Genomic DNA, 14112 nt, shown 5'->3' on the forward strand with positions numbered 1-14112 from the left:
TCAATGAAGCCGCCCAGCGCTAGTCGCCGAGACGGAATGCGTCCTCCCACTGATGTTTAGCGGCGCCTGTTCGGAGGTTTTGGAGCAACCCATCGACAAATGACTCAGCATCACATGCGGGCTTTGCACCTTCGGCATGGCGTTCCGGCTGCTTAAGGTTTTGGAGGAGTTCCTGCACCTCGGCCTTGATGGTATCGTCCTTTTTGATCGCGAGATACGCCTCGAAGGGCTTTCCTGCGGTCCCGCGAGGCAAACCGATCCGACGTTCGAAATCGGGGATGCTGACGTGATGGGCCACAGCAACACCTAGTGACTTCGCCTGGTTGACCAGTCTGCGAATTTCTGCATTGTGCGCCCATGAGCCTGACTTAGCCAAGCTACCGTCCTTATTTTGCTTTCCATCTTTGCCGTGTGGCCAGTCACAGTCATGGAGAACGCCAAAATCCTTCTGGAAGTGAATTAGCATCTTCATAACTGCGCGAATTTGTGGTTTGCCCCGCGCTTTGATAATCGTGACTTGATCGATGAGTTCGTGTCCTGCTTCGACTACTGCGGCGATAAAGGCGGCATGTTCGGTGTCACCCTCTACTATGATTGGGTATGTCCCAAAAAACACTTCACAGAAGGTCGGATCCATCTCTTGGATCGCTTTCAAGCTCTCTTTTTCATCGGCCTGAAATTCTGCTTCGTCGGTTCTGAAAGTTTTTGGGCTGAAGCCCCCATCGGCATGTTCGCGTTCCAGCCGGAGTATTGTAGTGTGATCCATGGCTGGATTGATGAAAAGGGGCGAGTGCGTGGTCAACATGACCTGCCATTCTGGCTGCTGGGCAAGTTGGTACAACTGTCGCTGCGCCGCACGGGCCGCGAGGGGATGCAGCGCGTTTTCCGGCTCGTCGATCAACAATATATAACCGGGTAGTGCAGGATCATCGGCATCCTCGGGCAGCGCGCCGCCATCCTGAATCGAATCAATTTGGGCTTGGATCTCCTTTGCCTTCTCCGCATCCTTTTGAGCTTTTCCGAGATCCTTGGTCAGAGCTTTAATTTTGTCATCGCGGAGCTTTTTATCGCTGACTATGCGATTGCGAACCTGGAGCATGGTCCAAAATAACGCTCGCTGTGCGCCGGCTCCTTGCTGAGACAGCTGAACTTCAGCTCCACCATCGGTGACGCGCAGACCGGAGCCGTCAGCGATTAGCTTGGCTGCATCAAATTTTGGTGCTGCTGCCTGGACATCAAGCTTGACTGAAAGACCGGGAAAGACGCTGGTGAATCCCTGTTCCACGTCTGATACGGCTGCGCTGAATTTGGCCTCTTGTTGTTTTACGATCCCGTTGACGCCGTTGGTCAGCTGCGCAACCGCTTGAGCTAACGCGGTATTCGCATCCGCCGCGGCATTCGAGAGTGCAGTGCCCACAGGCTCAAGCACGAGCTTCATGAGTGCCTTCTCCGCCTCTGTTGGATCTCCCCGGGATCCAATCCGAACCGGCTGCGGTAGTCGGGACTTGAAGACATTATCAGCTCCGCCGGCTTTGCCATCCTCAGCATAGCCTTCGTTTTCGATTTGCCCCGGCCTCCGCGTTTGCCTGATCGGAAAGAGTTTGCTGTCGCCAACGTACGACTCGTGCCATTGCCAGGGGCTCGTCAGGATTCGATGATCCCCCCTTTTTTCCTTCCACTCTTCACTGATGTTTCCAATTCCATCCGGGATATGGATTTCAAGTATGACCTCGGAAGGCTGATCGGCTGTAGCATGGGCATGGCGGTCGCGAGACCAGTCGAACTTCTCACTTCCTTGAGCGAGCTCGTACGCGCGAAGTAGCGTCGATTTCCCAGAATTGTTTCGACCGACAACGCAAACCACATCGTCTAACGCGACGCTGACGCCATCGGGGCCGATGCAGCCAATATTCCGGACGAACATACGCACTAGCTTTGATCTGTTTTCCGCCACGAGAATAATCCCACATCATATCTGTTACGAGATCGTTATGACTGCGTCCCCCCTGCGGGTATAGTCCTAATCGACCCAGATTGGAGGAATTCATTTTTCTGGATAGTGGCGCTGCCGATGTTCTACCGATCCGTTCATCTTATGTGCGTGCGGGCGTAGCACCGCCATCGCCGGTGGGCGGAGAATAAATGTCGATCAATCTGGATCGATTATTGGCTGGAATCATGAATGCATTCGTCATATTCTCCTTGAGAATCAGATGGATGATGCGATGGCAAAAGGGATTGAACGCCTGGTGCTTGACGCGGCGGCTGCCCATGCGGAGGACCTCGCGCTCATGGCGAAGCACATCGTCGATGTGACGCTGAAAGCGGCTGTGCTCCGCGCCATCGCCGAAAATCCAGATGCTTTTGGGCTCGACACAAATTGCAGCCTGCTCGATGCGATGGGGGTCGTCTATGAGGAGATGAACGACCCGTGTGTGCATGAGTTCGTCCGTGAAGCGTTGGAAGCTAATCTATCCCTCCCCGCCGAAAAGCGGGCCGGCCGTTCGCTTACGCCCGACCGGTGGCGAGAGATAACGCTGGCAATGCTGAGCCACCTTCAACCTCCCGTACAAGGCAAGCCGGCGAACTAGCGTGCGGGCTGTCACGCCGTGCCCAAGATGCAGGGCTGGTGTGAAGCTCTCAAACTTCCTCGCTGGGGTCCTGGATTTCGAGGTGTATCCGCCATCCCTCGAAGGACATGAGCATGCGGCCAAATTGCTCCCAGTTCACCTCACGCCCGTCGATGATCAGCAATGGCATATAGTCGGAGGATTCAAGGTCGCAGGTTAGTCTGCCTCGAACTGTCGTTCCCGAAATGGCCAAACCCAATTCGCCTTCGACCAGATGAACCACAGCAAGATCATGCCGCATCCGTTCCAGCAGGCGCGTCATAAGGGCAAACGGATCGGCATCTGCCACGCCATGGACCTGGAACTCGTAGCCCTCCTGTTCGTCGGCTCTGACTTCAAGAGCTTCCAGCGTCAACATCGTGCCGAGGAGCCGCAGTATAAAGTGAAACCGATGCTTGTCCCCGTTCGCATCGGGCAATTCCATGGGCTGGAAGTCGACATGGGTGAACCTTATCCCGCTCAGGCGGGCTACCTCCTCATTGTAGCAGCGGCTGCAAAGGTCCCGGTAACCTGTCTCGATACTTCCGAAGTGCGTGACCTCGAAGGCTGGAACGCCGCTATGGCACTGGTCGCATGCAATGGTCGACATGGTTCTGGGCTCAACTCCTGCCTGTCGCAGCTGAACGGGTATCGCGCATCCAGGTCAAGCCGACATCGTCGCACCATTCGCACATGGCTGCCTCGACCGCGCGTTCCTCATAAGCATACCATCTCTCCAGCGCGCCCTTCGCCTCCAACAGATCCTTGAAACGCCTATAGGCGCCCTTCCGGCTGAAAATGTCCCTCGCTTTGTCCCGCATTTCTGGCAGTTCTTCAGCGACGAAAGCGAGCGCGAGCCTTTTCCCAAGGTCGAGATCGCGTCGATGGGGTACGATAATATAATCGCCTTCCTCGGGATTCTCCGGCAATTCCTCCGCATCGTCCATCTCCACATTGTCGGACACAAAGAGGATGCGGCCCGATTGCCTGCAGATATAAGCGTGATGTTCGTCATCTTGTGATGCGCTGACAAACTCGAGCGCCTCGATGAGGTCGCTCAGGAGGAGGGAGCGCGCCTGACCATTTTCCGGCATCATGCGCACGCCTCGTCACTCATAGCGGGGATTTTGAAACGGGGAGCGTGGGGCCGACGGGCCATTCTCCTCACCATTGCCTCACGGTGCCGCATCGGCAGAGCCTCACTACTGTTTCAACAGGCTCCCTATTATAGCTGCTTTCCACCGCGCCCGCACTATGGACAGAAAGATCCGCGCCGTCCCAGCTGAACCCCTGGAGTCGTCCTTGTTCGCGTCGGTCAACCGCGGCAACGTGGAGAGCAGCTTCGATATCATCGGGCCTGGGCATCAGCGATCTCAGGCACTTCAAAAACGGTCGGCCCTTTATTATTGTTGCCCTCGGACACCCCGGTTTCGCCTCTGCCTGGCATGCGACCGGGGTAATTTTCTTCCAAGACCTCCGTTTGTGACCGCCTGGAGAACTGCCGCCGCCGCCACACCCACCGTCGCTGAATGTTGAACTGCAGTCGGAATGCCAGCGATGAAGTGCGCCAGCCGCACACATATCGCATTGCCCTGTCGATCCGTCGCCGGGCGGCACGTGCGCTGATGCCCAGCCGTTCCGCGATTTCCTCATCGGTGCGTCCATGGCGGATGAAAAGGAGCCAGGCGTCATGGGTGAGCGGCGGCAGGTTAGCCAGTCGTGCCTGCATCAGTTTCTGCCTTTCGGTCAGCGGCGCGGCGTTGAGGTCCGGGGCGGGATGATAGCCCTCTTCATCCGGCAAGGGGCGGCGGCGAACCTTAGGCGTGGGATAGCCGTGCGGATAGTGACGGTCTGGCGCGATCCTATCGGCCAGCCATTCGTCGAAGCGCCGCCAGCCGGAATAGGATATCTCCCGCCGCACCCGATCCAGCCGCCGGCGCACTATGCTGCGCCAAAGCGGTATATGCCGCCAAAGATTGGCCGTGGCGGTTCCGCGACGGCGCGACCGTTCGACCGCCCTGCGCAGCTGGGACGGCAAGGTCGCGACAATGAGCGCGGCGACCGCGTCGTGATCGGCCTCGATAGGCTCGGACGGTTCAGGCCACAGGATAGCGCCGCTATAGCCGCTCTCGGCAAGGGTCTGCTCGGCCCAGTCGCGATGTTGGCGGCGCAATTGCCGTTCCAGGGCTGCGATGGCAAGACCGCCTGCGTCAGCTGGCATGCGCTCCGGTACGTCGAATGCGCAACGGGCATGGATCATGGTCCGTGCTTCGGCGAGGCAGAGCGCGATGCTGGTCTTGTCGGTGGCCAGCCCCTCTGCCATCGCTGCTGGCTCGACATCGTAAAAATTGTGAAGCCGGAACAGAATGCGCGGCAGCGCGGGGAGGCCGTCCATCCCGGCCAGCCATTGCTCTTCATAGCTGTACATGTTGGCCTCCCTGGGCGGAACAATGATGGTGACGTGACAAGGTCGCTGGAGCCATGGCGGCCAGTCGTTCCCGGCATAGCTCCCCAACCAGGCCACGCAGCTGGATGACGCGTTCCATGGCCCAGGCCAGTTCCGCGTCGGTGATCGCAAAAGTGGGCACATAGCGCGCCTCGACATAGGCACGACGGATAAGGGAGAAGCATCGGCGCTCGAACCGGCTGTCTCCCGGCCAGATCGCCTTCAGGCGCACATCGTGGAATTCTGCCAGCTCGCGCAGTTCGTCGAGCGCGTGGGTGCGTCGTCCATGCAAAGCCAGCGTCCAGCTCACGCACTGGTAGAGATGCTCGCAGGCCTGGTGCAGCAACAGCGCCGTCATCGGGTTGTTGGCTTCGTTCCGGTAGAAAGCGGCGCCGGTCAGGAAGTCACTCGCCCGCTTGTACCAGCGCGCGAATTCGACCTGTGCCCGCGCATGCCGTTCCGATGGCGGCAACAGCCGCGGCGACGCGAACCGGAATCCCTCCATCTCATAAAGCGAGATGCCCTCGCTCGCCATGGTGACGAAATCCGGTATGCCTTCGGCCAGGGCGCTGTTGACCTGCTGCAGGCTGTGGACGGTCAGCCGTACCGGGCGGGCAATCTCACCAAACTCCCATGCGCGGCGCAGACGGTCGCGGACCAGATGCCAGTCCTGCTTCCTGCGCACGAGCTTGGGATGATTGACGATCGCCCACAGCGGGAGGGGATCTCCCGCTCCTCCATGCCATGGGACGATCCGGGCAGGGGGACCATGGAGGATCAGCTTGACTATGTGTCCGGTCCTGTATTGCTCGGACAATCTGCCTTTGAGGGTTTGGGCAAACGCCTCGAACAGCAGGGCCGTGACCGTGCGAAGCTCCTGTCGCACTGGCCTGGGCAGCTGGTCGATGCCAGTGCCGCGCATCATGACCGACCCTCCTTTTGCCCGCGACGCCAGCCTGGGGGGCGGGGATGCCCGGTCACCTCATGGACCCTGTCGAGCAGGGCGCGTAGCAGCGGGCGGACCTGCTCAACGGTGAAGCCGCCATCATCGGGTTCGGGCTCTCCAAAGAGACGGGGCTGGTTCCACTTCCAATAGGGGTCGAGAACCACCGCCAGCCGGGCCATGTCGGGACAGTCATGACCCAGGCCGGTGGCATTGGCGTAGGTCAGCGATTTGGCGACATGCAGGCGGATATGGCGAGCACACCATGGGTCGGGAAAGCCGATATCCAGCAAATGCGAGGAAAGCCCCAGCTGGGCGGCGATCCCGGCGCGATAGAGAAATTGCGGCCAGTCCTGATCCAGCCTCGGGTGCCGGTCTGGAAGGAAGGACTCGGCCCGGTGGTAGCGCACGCGGCTCAGCTTGCGTCCTGCCCGGCTTCGCAGGGGCGAGGTGGGTTCATCGTCATAATGCTGGTGGAGTGCCGCCAATGCCTCGTCCCAGGGCGAAGCGATGGCGGTGGAAACGGCAATCGGCGTGGCGGTCAGCGCGCGCAACAAGGCGCGGCGCGATGTGACAGGAGCGGTCTTACCCATATGCACCTCCGGTCCGCATCCATGCGGGTCAGGCGGAAGTGTTGGGGCGGATGCGGTACGGTCCCGAACTCCCGCGCGCTGAGCGCGGGAGCCCCGGGGCTGGTAACATGATCCGAAGACATGCGCCGCCGTTTTTAGCCCGAAAGCCTGGACATATACGACAGCACCCCGAAAACGATAAGTTCTCGGGCTATTTTTTTCGGATCGGGATTACCAGTCCCGGAGCCACCCTTTACGCAGCACCTCGCCACGATAGCAGAAAGAATGAGTAAGGCCAACATGCTGGAGAATAAGCCGAATTCACGCGATTGGGCGTGCGCCGCTGTACGAAAAAAAGCCGGAGCACCGGCTCCAGCTCGTTTCAAAATACAGTTACGGTGGTCCTACGGTGCACTTGACCGGTCTGGCGCCGCGCGACCTTGGGAGCGCGGCGCCCGCGCCGGAATCAACGGCGCGGCGATGCGCATGAGCGCATCGCGCCCGGAAGCAGGGAAGGGGGACGACTTGCGTCGCCCCCCAAACATTCAGGCCAGTTCGTCAGCATCCTCATTGATGTCCATGTCGTCCATGGCCTCTGCCTCATGGCTCTCAGGCTTTTCGGGCTGGTCGAAAGCGCCGATCCGCATCGGCTCAGGGAGCCACTGGGCTGGGAGACGTCCCGACACATTGACGGCAAGGTCGGCCTTCTTCTTGATGGTCGCGCAATTGTCGGCGCTGGCATCACCCACTTCCTGCTGCAGCAGGCTAACCAGTGATGCCCGCTTCATCCGGTCGAACAGGCCAATGGGTGCCGACCAGCGCTCCGCGATATCGACCGCGCTGGCCTTGGCGATCTGTTCGAACTGGTGGTGACGCGACGACAGCATGCCACCGGCAAAGACGGTGCCGTCCACCATCATCGCGACCAAACCACCCAACAGGCTCATCTTGTCCTCGGTGGCCATCCGCCGGATCGCGTCGAACCGTCCCTCGGTCGGCAGGGAGGCAAAGCGCGCTGCCATCATTTCCTCAACCGGCTGGACATCGCTCGCTGCCATCATCTCGTCGGGTACGTCGGTTTTGACCCTGTCCGCCTTCAATTCAAGGGCCAGATGATAATCATAGGCGCCATGGAGAAGCTGACCGGCCAACGAGTCCAGCAGAATATCGAGCGCGAGTGCGGGGTTTGCCGCCACCGCCTCCTGCACGATCTGGGTCTTGATCCGGGTGAGATCGGCATAGAGGCTATTGGGATAAAGCGGGGCAGGGCCACCCGCGACGCCCGTCGCCTTGACCTTCTTTTCGGCCTTGGCCCGATAGATGCGCTGGCCCAGCGTCCCATCCCGCGAAATCCACAGCGCGATGCCGCCGACCGCTTTCTGCTCGCCATTGTAGGAGCGCAATGCTGCCGTGATAGCGTCCCGCTCGTCGATCAGCGGCGTGATCCGTTCACTATCCTCGCCCTCTTCTTCCGCGATGGCCTCGATCTGCGTGTCCAGTTCGGCCATGCGTTCGGCTTCAAGGTCGCTGGGTTCCCGTTCGACGGGATAGAGATAGCCCTTGTTGTAGAGATCATAGGGCTGGTCGAAGGTGGCGGTCACTTCGAACCAGCCGCTTGCCTGATATTCTTCGGCCAGTGCGTCCAGCTTGGCTTGCGCCAAACCTTCGATCAATTCGGGCTGGTCGGCATAGCCGCCGTCGCCCTGCGCAAATAGATCGGGCGTGATCGTGCCGCCCTGTTCGACATAGGCCTCTCGACCCACAAAGAGGAATGGCCCGCTCTGGGTGGTGAGCTTTTCCTCGGTGAGCATCGCCCTGATCCGGTGCGCCTGCCCATGCGAAGCCTTGAACACCCGAAGCTGTTCGGCATGATCGTCGGACAAGGTGAGGGCTTTGGCCGCATCAAGGGTCAGCTGATCCTTGGCGAGAATGTCGATCAGCTTGGGATTGAGCGCGGAAAGGCGTAGCATACGCGAGACGTAGCTGTCAGCATAGCCGAAGCGGCCCGCAATCTCCGACGCCGACATGCCGCTATCGCGCATTGCTGCGAAAAATCTAATAGCATCGGCACTGTGGAGTGCCTCCCTTCCGGCATTTTCCGCGTAGGAAAGCTCGATAGCTTCTTCTTTGGTCCGAAGCTCAACGGGGAAGATGTCACTGTTGCTGATCTTCTTGCGCTTCACCAATTCCTTAAGGCCGCGATAGCGACGACCGCCTGCAAACACCCAGAACAGGTCATCCTCTTCATAGGCAATGAGGTTCTGCAACAGGCCGTGAGCGGCGATATCGTCGGCCATGGCGTTGATGGCCGATGGCTTCACGCGGCGGATATTGAGGGGGGAAAGGCGAAGCTGCGACAGCTTGGGGGTAATGATAGCCATGATGGAAACTCCTGAAATCTTGACAATGTGCGGGGGAGGGGAGGGTCAGTCCTCCAAGGCAGACAGGTCATCGAACTCGGCCGATGCGCGCTGCGCGGCGTCTCCGGCGAAGGTCGCGCCGGTAAGCGGGTAGAAGAAAACCCGGTCGCCTTTCTTGTAGGGGGTGCCGCTGGTGCAGACCCCGTCAACCTTGGCGCGTTTCCAGTAGGGATCGCCCTGATATCGTCTGGAAGGCATTGTTCTCACTCCTTTCTCTGGCTGAAAGCCGCTTGCTCTGCGGCATGCGGCTCTGCTGCTCCGGCGAGGAGCGGGATGGGGAGGGAGGGCAAAAATCGACCGCTGGCGCGGGCGAGCCGCCTAGCCTGGTCGCCGCCCACAGGGCGGCGGGCTCCGGGGTTGGCGGATTACACGGGCGGTCGATTTTTGTTCGGGAACGAAAGGGCAGGGTCCCTTGGTGTTCCCCGTCTGTGTGGCCTTCCTCAGGGAAGGCCAGCAGGACAGCAGGCCATGCCGCGCAACCGCGCGTCAGTCCGTTGGTGAATGATGGATGGGATGGAGCTTCTGGCGGCTCAGCGCATCAGGCGAAGCGGCTGCTGCATCAATGGCCGATCATGCCGGGGCGCGGTATCGCTCCCAAAGTACGCCCATCGCGTCGTTATATCCCCAGGCGTCGGCATAGACGGTGGATTGCTGGGCCAGATAGGCCATGATCGTCAGCATATCCTCCGCGATGATCGCATCGACATTGCAAAGGTGCAGGATAGGAAAATGGCCGCAGTCCAGGCCATCCCACCAGGCCAACAAAAAGTCAGCGATCTTCGATGATGCGCCGGTTTCTGCCGCGCGGGTCGGGGGCAACGCGATCTCGAGCAAACGTCCGATCGCAGCGCCGGCATCGTCAAAGCTCACGGCTCGGATGACGGGCCGGCGTTGCGGTGAATCTGTCATCTGCGCCCATCCTGCCAAACGTGTCGCGTCTCGTGCACCACTGACCTGCCATAGTCGGTGGCTGTTTTCAAAGGGGTGTCGAAGCCGCGCCGCCCGCCTGCGGGGGGCGCGGCGATTTTTCGGGTTCCAGCGAGATTGGTTCCCGCAGTCAATACGCGATGTATAGCGCTGTGTGCCGCGCTGTGTGCCGCGAGAAACATTTGACCGATCAGCGACAAGGCTGCGCCGTGACAGCGGCGCTTCCCTGTCGCCGGGTCGGGCCCTCCATCACGGGAGGGCGCGAACATCGCCCCTGATGATCTGGAAGCCAGCGTTTGCCAGTTCGTCGCAAAGGGCTTTCTCTCGCGCGGCTTGCTCGCCGGTCGTCGCGATATAGGCGCATCGCCCGTCGTGAAATGCAAAGCCCGCTCGTTTCACGCACGCCCAGAATCGCGCGCGGATACGGTCGCTCCAATCGATCGTGTCGGAGGAGGTGTGGAAGGCGGTCACGGCGTGGACCGGCCCGTAATTCTCGTCGCGCCAATCAAGGCCGATGATGGGGGACTTGTTGGTCATGATGGCAACCCTGCTGCCAGAGGGGAGGGCGACCTGAGGGCCGCCCGGGATGCTCAAGCGGCCTGCTGGCCTGCGGCGGTTTCGGCGGCCGCGAGAATGAAATCGCTGGCGGCCTGTGCTGCGGTAGCGGCCTGAAAAATGGCGCGTTTGTCTCCGCGAAGGACGGTGAGCCAACTCGCAAGGTAGGCGGCATGATCCTCGCGTTCGGTGGGTTCCATGCCCAAAGCTGCGCAGACGAACGATGCAGAAATCTCGGCTACCGCCTCTTCCTTCGCGCGCATCGCGATGCTGGTCCCATATTTTTGCAGGGTTTCCCGGTTCAATCGGCCGATACTGCCAACCGCATGGGCACATTCATGCGCCAGCGTGGCATAATAGGCGTTGCCGCTGGTGAAACTCTCGAACCGGGGCATGGTGATGGTGTCGGTGGCTGGGCTGTAGAAGGCGCCGCCATCCTTCTCCATGATCTTCACGCCCAGCGCGGAAAAGACGGAATCCAGATGCGGATCGCGGCTGTCGCGGTTCTGTATGACGGGGGCAGGGGTCGGAAAAAGCTCTCCGGGGAGACCTTCAATTTGCTCACGATTGAACACTGTAAATCGCTTCAGGAAGGAAATGCGCCGTTCCTTATCCTCCTCGTTCGCCTGACCATCCTCACCCTTTCGGGCGATCGATCCGGCATAGACGATGCGGGTGCCGCGTTCGCCCTTCTTGACATTGCCGCCCAGTTCCAAGGCTTTCTTGAAGGTCATCCAAGTGGGATTGGCGTAGCCGCGCGCCATGCTCTGCGCCCACAAGAGCAGGATGTTGATGCCCTGATAATGGGCGCCGCAGGTGCGCAGCGGCAGGCTGGCGGAGCCGCTTGCCCAGCTTGGCGACCATGGACGCACACCCTGTTCCAGTAGAGCGATGATCTGATCCGTGACCTCCTGATAGATGTCTGCGCGTTCAACATTGCTGCGAGCCGTCTTGTTGTTCCGTGCCATGGGATTTTCCCTTCCAATCTGAAGCCGAAGGCGATGGCGCCATCGACTTCTGCCAACTGGCGAAGGCGGGAGGGTTGAACCGGCAATGTCAGGGCTGGTTGGCGGGGAGGGGCATCACCCGGCTTGCACAAGCGCAGCGCGGAAAGCTGGGGATACCCCGCCAACCACCAAGCGAGCGGAGCGAGACGGTCCAGCCCTTGCCGGGAAGGGAGGAGGCCACCTCCCTTGACGAGAAGAAGAGCATGGCCGCTCGGCGGCCGCCGCTTCGTGCGAGGGGCGTCACCGGAGGGCCGAAACCGCATCGCGGGTTCGGTTGAGCGCAGCGAAATAGAGCCGGGCCGCAGGCCGCACCCGACACATCCTTGGCTTTACTTTATCTCAGCGGCTGCGGCCCCGGTCCGGCGCCGGACGTCGGGATGGCTTGGAGGAGCCAAGGACAATCCCCTCATCGAAAGGTCTGCCTGCGCGCATATTGGCCGCGATCGCCGTGCGCGCTGCATCGGTCGCGCCTTCCACGAGACGGGGACCATCCCCCTTGGCGCGGGATGCTTGCTGCACCCGCTCCAATAGCGCCTCTGCTCCCAGAAAGCGGGGGTCCGCCTTGTTCTGCTCGGGCGTGTTTTTCAGAAACAGGTCGGCGAGGCGCTCCTGCGCAGGAGACTGGGCAGAAGGAAGGATGGGCCGTTCGAGGGATCGAACGGTCCGCAAGACTTGCGCAGGCTGCTGGGTATTGATCCGCGCCGCCAGGGCCGCGCCGATCTCGCGCACCCGCTCCAAGGGCGTCTGCTGCGCCGTGATGACGGCATCGACCTCCCTCTGGCCAAGGTGCGAGAGTAATTGCGTCTGATAGAGTGGTCCCTTGGCATGTCGCACATAGGCAAGTTCGACGCGGGCGGCCGAAATTCGCGCTTCAGCCTCTCCGCCCTGCACCAGCTTCTTCAGTCGATCGGCCGCTTCGGCGCGCGCCGCCGGCAGATAGTGATCCAGCTCTTCCCGGACTTTTGCGAGGGGCAAGCGGTAGCGCTGGCCGGTCGGCGGATCGCGGGGCGGCAGAAAGGCGATGCCGCCTGGCCCGGTTCGCGGGAGAAGAGGAGCGCCGGGATCGACGGCGGCGGCCGCAAGGGTCGCGCTGAACAGACGATGATCGCCGGTCAATAACCCATGGCGAGAGGCCTCGCCCCAGGCCTGCTTGTCGATGCTCGCGATGCGGATTGGGTGCCCGGCGTCGCGTGCCAGCTGCGCTGCATGGTGGCGCAGCGTGCGCGCATTGCCCGCGCGGAAAGGGTGGATGGCATGCAGCTCGCCCAGATGGTGGCCCAGGCGGTCGAAGAAATCCTCGGGCGCCAAACCTTGAAGCCGATCATGGCGGGCGAGATCCTGAAACGCCGCTGACAGCGCGCCCGCGACATAGGGGGCGTGGGTGAACAGGCCGCCGGTCTCGCCGATATTGACGGTGCGGTCCTGGCCCGCCCAATCATAGAGGTCCCCAAAGAGATGCTTGTGGCGCGCCCGGTAACCGTCAGCGTCCGGCGAAAACGTCATGCGCGCGGCCTCATGGCCGCGCGCATGGGTCAAAAGGCGCTCGGCCTGTGCCAGGGCCCGCTCGTCCCGCAACTCCAGACGGTTCTGGAGCGTGGTCGAACCGGGATAGAAAGTGGGGTCGTGATCCGTGGTCAAGGCAGGATCAAGCGGCAGAGGCGGCGATGCCGCGGCGAAGGAGGCCCGCGACAATCTGGGTGACGAGGGCGGGCGGGACGGCTTCGTCCATCAGCATATCGAAAAGCGCCGCCTCATTGGCAGCCAGGCCTGTGCCGGTGATGGCAAGATTGGCGCGCGATTCCTGCTCGTCGAGCCGCCACTGTGCGACCTCATCGGGCGTCCCGCGAACGAAATCCATCGTCCTGACCTGCGCCCGGATCGCCTCGATATCAAAGTGAAACTTGGTAAAGCTCATCGCCACCATAACTATCCAAAATGGAGTGAAATGACAATGAATCACGATCGCCCTGAGGGGGCATCCGCCGCCCCGCTGCGCGGGGCGGCGGCGATTTAATATTCGCTGGCGAGCAAGATGGTCAGCACCCGCGTGGTCTGCTCGGCATCCCAGGGTGCCTCACTGCCGAACTCCAACGCCTTGTCATAGCTGTCGATTTTCCAGAAGACGGTTTCTCGGATCGTCTTCTTGTCCTCCGGCCGACGCTGCACCCATTCGCCGGAAGGAAGGCGATAGATAGCGCCGAAATCATGCTCCCCGTGGGGATCATTGCCCTCGTCAAACTGGTTGAAAGCCATGATCGCGGTGACGGCGGCGTGGCGATCCAGATCCTCCAGCGCTGCAAAGCCGGCCGTCATGACGGCGCGACCGGCCACACCGGGCTTCTGCCGCGCCAGGTCGTTCAGCGTGCGGATGCGCTCAACCTTCTGGTCGTCGGTCAATTCGATGCTCATATTCTGCTCCTCCATTGCAGGCCGAAAAGGCCACGGCCTCACGGCCCTGCTGTTCCGGCGAGGAACGGGATGGGGAGGGGAGCAAAAATCGATCGCTGGCGCGGGCGAGCCGCTTAGCCTGGTAGGCGCCCATCGGCGCCGGGCACCGGGGTTGGCGGATTACACGGGCGGGCTATTTTTGTTCGGGAACGAAAGGGCAGCGCCCTTGGTGTTCCCCCGCGCGC

General features: G+C 61.1%; 15 protein-coding genes. 1 reads left to right on the forward strand and 14 read right to left on the reverse strand.

Annotated elements, in window-relative coordinates:
- Window positions 1–19 precede the first annotated feature (19 nt).
- Complete coding sequence (locus K426_RS27785) at window positions 20–1924, reverse strand: ATP-dependent nuclease (RefSeq protein WP_066564461.1); 1905 nt, start codon at window positions 1922–1924, stop codon at window positions 20–22.
- Between the two features lie 289 nt (window positions 1925–2213).
- Between K426_RS27785 and K426_RS31590 the strand changes: the two genes are divergently transcribed.
- On the forward strand, window positions 2214–2591 hold the full coding sequence (locus tag K426_RS31590; RefSeq protein WP_145907821.1) for a hypothetical protein: 378 nt from the start codon (window positions 2214–2216) through the stop codon (window positions 2589–2591).
- A 49-nt stretch (window positions 2592–2640) separates the two neighbouring features.
- On the opposite strand, the gene K426_RS27795 is transcribed toward K426_RS31590, so the two are convergent.
- The 13 genes from K426_RS27795 to K426_RS27860 all read right to left on the reverse strand — a co-directional run bounded on the left by K426_RS27795 (window position 2641) and on the right by K426_RS27860 (window position 13888).
- Window positions 2641–3219, reverse strand: coding sequence for a DUF7686 domain-containing protein (locus tag K426_RS27795; RefSeq protein ID WP_066564465.1), 579 nt, complete (start codon window positions 3217–3219; stop codon window positions 2641–2643).
- A gap of 10 nt (window positions 3220–3229) precedes the next feature.
- Window positions 3230–3706 (reverse strand): UPF0158 family protein, encoded by a 477-nt coding sequence (locus K426_RS27800; RefSeq protein WP_206377604.1) that lies wholly within the window; start codon window positions 3704–3706, stop codon window positions 3230–3232.
- Between the two features lie 251 nt (window positions 3707–3957).
- Window positions 3958–5037: a sigma factor-like helix-turn-helix DNA-binding protein gene (locus tag K426_RS27805; protein WP_066564467.1), complete on the reverse strand. Its 1080-nt coding sequence runs from the start codon at window positions 5035–5037 to the stop codon at window positions 3958–3960.
- A complete protein-coding gene (locus K426_RS27810; RefSeq protein WP_082749235.1) occupies window positions 5024–5980 on the reverse strand; it encodes a HEPN domain-containing protein in 957 nt (318 codons plus the stop codon). Before K426_RS27810 ends, K426_RS27805 begins: the two co-directional genes overlap by 14 nt.
- Complete coding sequence (locus K426_RS27815) at window positions 5977–6591, reverse strand: hypothetical protein (protein ID WP_066564469.1); 615 nt, start codon at window positions 6589–6591, stop codon at window positions 5977–5979. Before K426_RS27815 ends, K426_RS27810 begins: the two co-directional genes overlap by 4 nt.
- A gap of 524 nt (window positions 6592–7115) precedes the next feature.
- Complete coding sequence (locus tag K426_RS27820; RefSeq protein ID WP_066564471.1) at window positions 7116–8951, reverse strand: ParB/RepB/Spo0J family partition protein; 1836 nt, start codon at window positions 8949–8951, stop codon at window positions 7116–7118.
- Window positions 8952–8996: 45 nt separating this feature from the next.
- Window positions 8997–9188 carry a hypothetical protein gene (locus tag K426_RS27825; RefSeq protein WP_066564473.1) on the reverse strand — a complete coding sequence of 64 codons (192 nt, stop codon included), beginning with the start codon at window positions 9186–9188 and terminating at the stop codon, window positions 8997–8999.
- A gap of 372 nt (window positions 9189–9560) precedes the next feature.
- A complete protein-coding gene (locus K426_RS27830; RefSeq protein WP_066564475.1) occupies window positions 9561–9899 on the reverse strand; it encodes a DUF7673 family protein in 339 nt (112 codons plus the stop codon).
- A 267-nt stretch (window positions 9900–10166) separates the two neighbouring features.
- Window positions 10167–10454 (reverse strand): hypothetical protein, encoded by a 288-nt coding sequence (locus K426_RS27835; RefSeq protein WP_066564477.1) that lies wholly within the window; start codon window positions 10452–10454, stop codon window positions 10167–10169.
- 53 nt (window positions 10455–10507) lie between these two features.
- A complete protein-coding gene (locus K426_RS27840; protein ID WP_066564478.1) occupies window positions 10508–11440 on the reverse strand; it encodes an ArdC family protein in 933 nt (310 codons plus the stop codon).
- A gap of 378 nt (window positions 11441–11818) precedes the next feature.
- The gene (locus K426_RS27850) at window positions 11819–13117 is read right to left on the reverse strand and encodes a Fic/DOC family protein (protein WP_066564480.1); all 1299 of its coding nucleotides are present in this window, start codon (window positions 13115–13117) and stop codon (window positions 11819–11821) included.
- 7 nt (window positions 13118–13124) lie between these two features.
- Window positions 13125–13394 (reverse strand): hypothetical protein, encoded by a 270-nt coding sequence (locus K426_RS27855; RefSeq protein WP_066564767.1) that lies wholly within the window; start codon window positions 13392–13394, stop codon window positions 13125–13127.
- A 95-nt stretch (window positions 13395–13489) separates the two neighbouring features.
- On the reverse strand, window positions 13490–13888 hold the full coding sequence (locus K426_RS27860) for a DUF3768 domain-containing protein (RefSeq protein ID WP_066564769.1): 399 nt from the start codon (window positions 13886–13888) through the stop codon (window positions 13490–13492).
- Window positions 13889–14112: the final 224 nt, after the last annotated feature.

The organism is Sphingobium sp. TKS, from assembly GCF_001563265.1.
Lineage (GTDB): Bacteria > Pseudomonadota > Alphaproteobacteria > Sphingomonadales > Sphingomonadaceae > Sphingobium.